The sequence below is a fragment of the Polaromonas sp. P1_G4 genome (assembly GCF_056405475.1).
Map to the genome: position 1 here is coordinate 1 of NZ_JBFUCA010000494.1, position 3138 is coordinate 3138.

The window sequence follows — 3138 nt, forward strand, 5'->3', positions numbered from 1 at the left end:
GTTTTGATTAATTAGGGCGAGCGCTAGCAGCTATTGAATTGATAGCGGCTTCTTTTTGGGTTGTTGTTRGTTTGATGGGCGCGCGCTTTGCTGAGAGCTGCTGGCCGGGGGGTTGCCCGGCCAGCTACCGTCAGCAAAGAGCGCCTAGGCCAAGACAAGCCTGACCTGCAAAAGCCACCTACGACATCTCCGGCGCAATCATCTCCGCATACTCATAAAGCGCCTCAAGCACCACCTGCCCCTTCGCATCCGCCGTTTCCGCCAACACATCTATCTCGGCAAACAGCGCATCCACATTCCGCGCCCCGCCCTCACCCTCCAGCAGGCGCGCAGCGCGGTGCGCCTCCCAGCGTTCCGCGTCTTCGGGCGACAGGGTCTCGGCAAAGTTGCGTGCCCGGTAACGAAACACCAGCTCCCCGAGTCGTTCGTCGTCAAAGCCGATGCGGGCGTGGGCCAGCTCGGCGGGTGACAAGGCGCGCAACTGGTTCAGGCGGCGGCGGTCGGTGTTGTTGATGAAGCCGCCGTACAGGTCTTCGTCGACATCCGGCGTGGGCTCTTTGGGCCGCTGGAAGACTTCGGGCCAAATGGCGCTCATGTCGGGCAGGCTGGCCGCTTTCTCGGCGTTGGCCAGGGCTGCGGGGATGTCTACATTCCATTTGGCCGCCATCTCCGGCGACAGCGTGGCGAGCTTGCGCACGACCATGGGTGACTTGTTCAGGTGAACCGATTTGATGGGCAGGCGCAGCACACCTTCGGGCAGCTCGGCCGATTTGCTGAAGAGGCGTTGCCGCAGCGTGGCAACGTCGAGCAAAGGCAGCTCACTCGGGTCTTGCGACAAGTCCCAGGCCAGCAGCTCGTTCTTGTTCGTCGGATGCGTTGCCAGCGGCCACATGACGGCCAGGCAGCCGCGCTCTGGCGGGAACATGCCCGAGACGTGCAAAAACGGCTGGGCCGTTTGCGGGCTGGTGGGCAGGCCCAGCTCTGCGGCCACGCGGTCTTTTTTATGCAGGCCCAGGCAAAAATCAAAGAGCTTGGGTTGCGCTTTGCGGATCAGGCGGGCCAGCGCGATGGTGGCGCGCACGTCAGACAGGGCGTCGTGCGCCGACTCGTGCATGAGGCCGTTGGCACGCGCCAGGTCTTCGAGCTTGAAGCTGGGGCGTACGGCGCTGGCGTCGTCCGGCCTGCGTTCATCGGGCTTGAGCGGCCAGGCGATGCCTTCGGGCCGCAGCGCATAGGCCATGCGCACGACATCGAGCAGATCCCAGCGGCCGCAGTCGTTTTGCCATTCGCGCGCATACGGGTCAATGAGGTTGCGCCAGAACAGGTAGCGCGTGACTTCGTCGTCGAAGCGGATGGTGTTGTAGCCCACGCCGATCGTGCCGGGCTCGGCCAGCACGGCTTCGATCTGCGCGGCGAATTCGTGCTCGGCCACACCACGCTCCATGCACAACTGGGGAGTGATGCCGGTGAGCAGGCAGGACTCTGGATTGGGCAGGTAGTCGTTGGCCGGCTTGCAATAAATCATCAGCGGCTCGCCGATTTCATTGAGCTCTGCGTCGGTGCGAATGCCGGCAAACTGCGCGGGCCGGTCACGGCGCGGGTTGATGCCGAAGGTTTCGTAGTCGTGCCAGAGGAAGGTGTGGGGCATGAAGAACTCGAAGTAGGTAATTAGAGCAAGGGGGAAAACAGCCGCGCCGTGGCATCGAGCAGGCGCATCAAAAAATTCTGGGGGCGATGTGCGCGCACAGGCGCGGCGCTGAGCAGGTCGGTTTCAAACTGCGCAGCGAGCGGCCCTGCCAGCGCGGGGCCGTAGACCACGGCCATCACTTCAAAGTTGAGGCGAAAACTGCGGTTGTCGAAATTGGCGGTGCCGACCATGGCACAGCTGTCGTCGACGACCAGTGTTTTGGAGTGCAGCATGCGGGCCTTGTACTCCCAGACCTTGACACCGGCAGCGATCAGTTCGTCGAAGTAGGAGCGCGCCGCGGCGCTGACAATAAAGCTGTCGCTGCGGCGCGGCACCAGCAGGCGCACGTCGACGCCGCGCAGCGCGGCGCTGGTCAGCGCCATCAGCGCGGGCTCTCCCGGCACGAAGTAAGGCGTGGTCAGCCAGGCGCGCTGGGTGGAGGCATTGATGGCGGCCAGGTGCATGCGGTGAATCGGCTCCAGCATGTTGTCCGGCCCGCTGGTCACCACCTGCACCGGAATGTCGCCGGCTTCTTCGTCGGGCACCAGGAGGGGCAGCAGGTGCGGAAGGGTCCCGTCCGTGTCGGCTATCGATTCGCCGGTGGCGTAGGTCCAGTCTTCCAGGAAGGTGGTCTGCAGCCATCGCACCGCGCTGCCTTCAATGCGCAGGTGCACATCATGGTAGGCATCGGCGCGGGTACGCCGGTCTTCTTCATCGGTGATGTTGACGCCGCCCGTGAAGCCGACGCGGCCGTCGCAGACGACGATCTTGCGGTGGGTACGGTAGTTGGTCACCGGGCGCAGGCGGCGGCCTATGCGGGTATCGTGAAAGAACRCAATCTCGACGCCGGCAGCCTCCAGTGGCGCCAGAAACCGGCTCCCAAGCCGCTTGGAGCCGAGCGCATCGACCAGCAGCCGTACCTTGACGCCCTGCTCAGCCCTTTCGGCCAGCAGGTCACGCAGGGCAGTGCCGATGCGGTCGGGCTCAAAAATATAGTACTCGAGGTGCACATGATGGCGGGCGTCGCGGATCGCGTCGAAGATGCTGTCGAAGGTATGCGCACCCCCTGAAAGCAGCTGGACGCCGGTAGCACTGGACACCGGAAGACCGCAGGCGGCGGTTCCCAGGGCGGTCATCTGCCGCAGGGCCGGAGGTGCTCTTTCGGCCACGCCCTGCAACTGGGCCAGATCGGCATCGCCACGCGCGCCGGCGCGGCTGCGCAGCCGCTTGAGGCGCTGCTTTTTGAGGCGCTGGGGACCGAGGAAGTAGTAAATCACGAAGCCGGCAAACGGCAGCAAGGCCAGCGACAGGATCCAGCTCATGGTGGAGACCGGCGCGCGCTTTTGCATCACGATCCAGACCGACAGCACGGCAATGTAGGCACTCCATGCCAGGGAGAGGCCGGTTTTCCATTCTGAGCTGAGTTCGGGAAGGGTCAAGGCGGGGCGTCT

Annotated in this window: 2 protein-coding genes; both read right to left on the reverse strand. The window is 64.2% G+C overall.

Annotation, left to right across the window (positions count from 1 at the left end):
* Nucleotides 1-178: 178 nt before the first annotated feature.
* Nucleotides 179-1648 (reverse strand): exodeoxyribonuclease I, encoded by a 1470-nt coding sequence (sbcB, locus tag AC1D1X_RS19360; protein WP_477669430.1) that lies wholly within the window; start codon nt 1646-1648, stop codon nt 179-181.
* 20 nt (nt 1649-1668) lie between these two features.
* Nucleotides 1669-3126, reverse strand: coding sequence for a cardiolipin synthase (cls, locus tag AC1D1X_RS19365; protein WP_477698924.1), 1458 nt, complete (start codon nt 3124-3126; stop codon nt 1669-1671).
* Nucleotides 3127-3138: the final 12 nt, after the last annotated feature.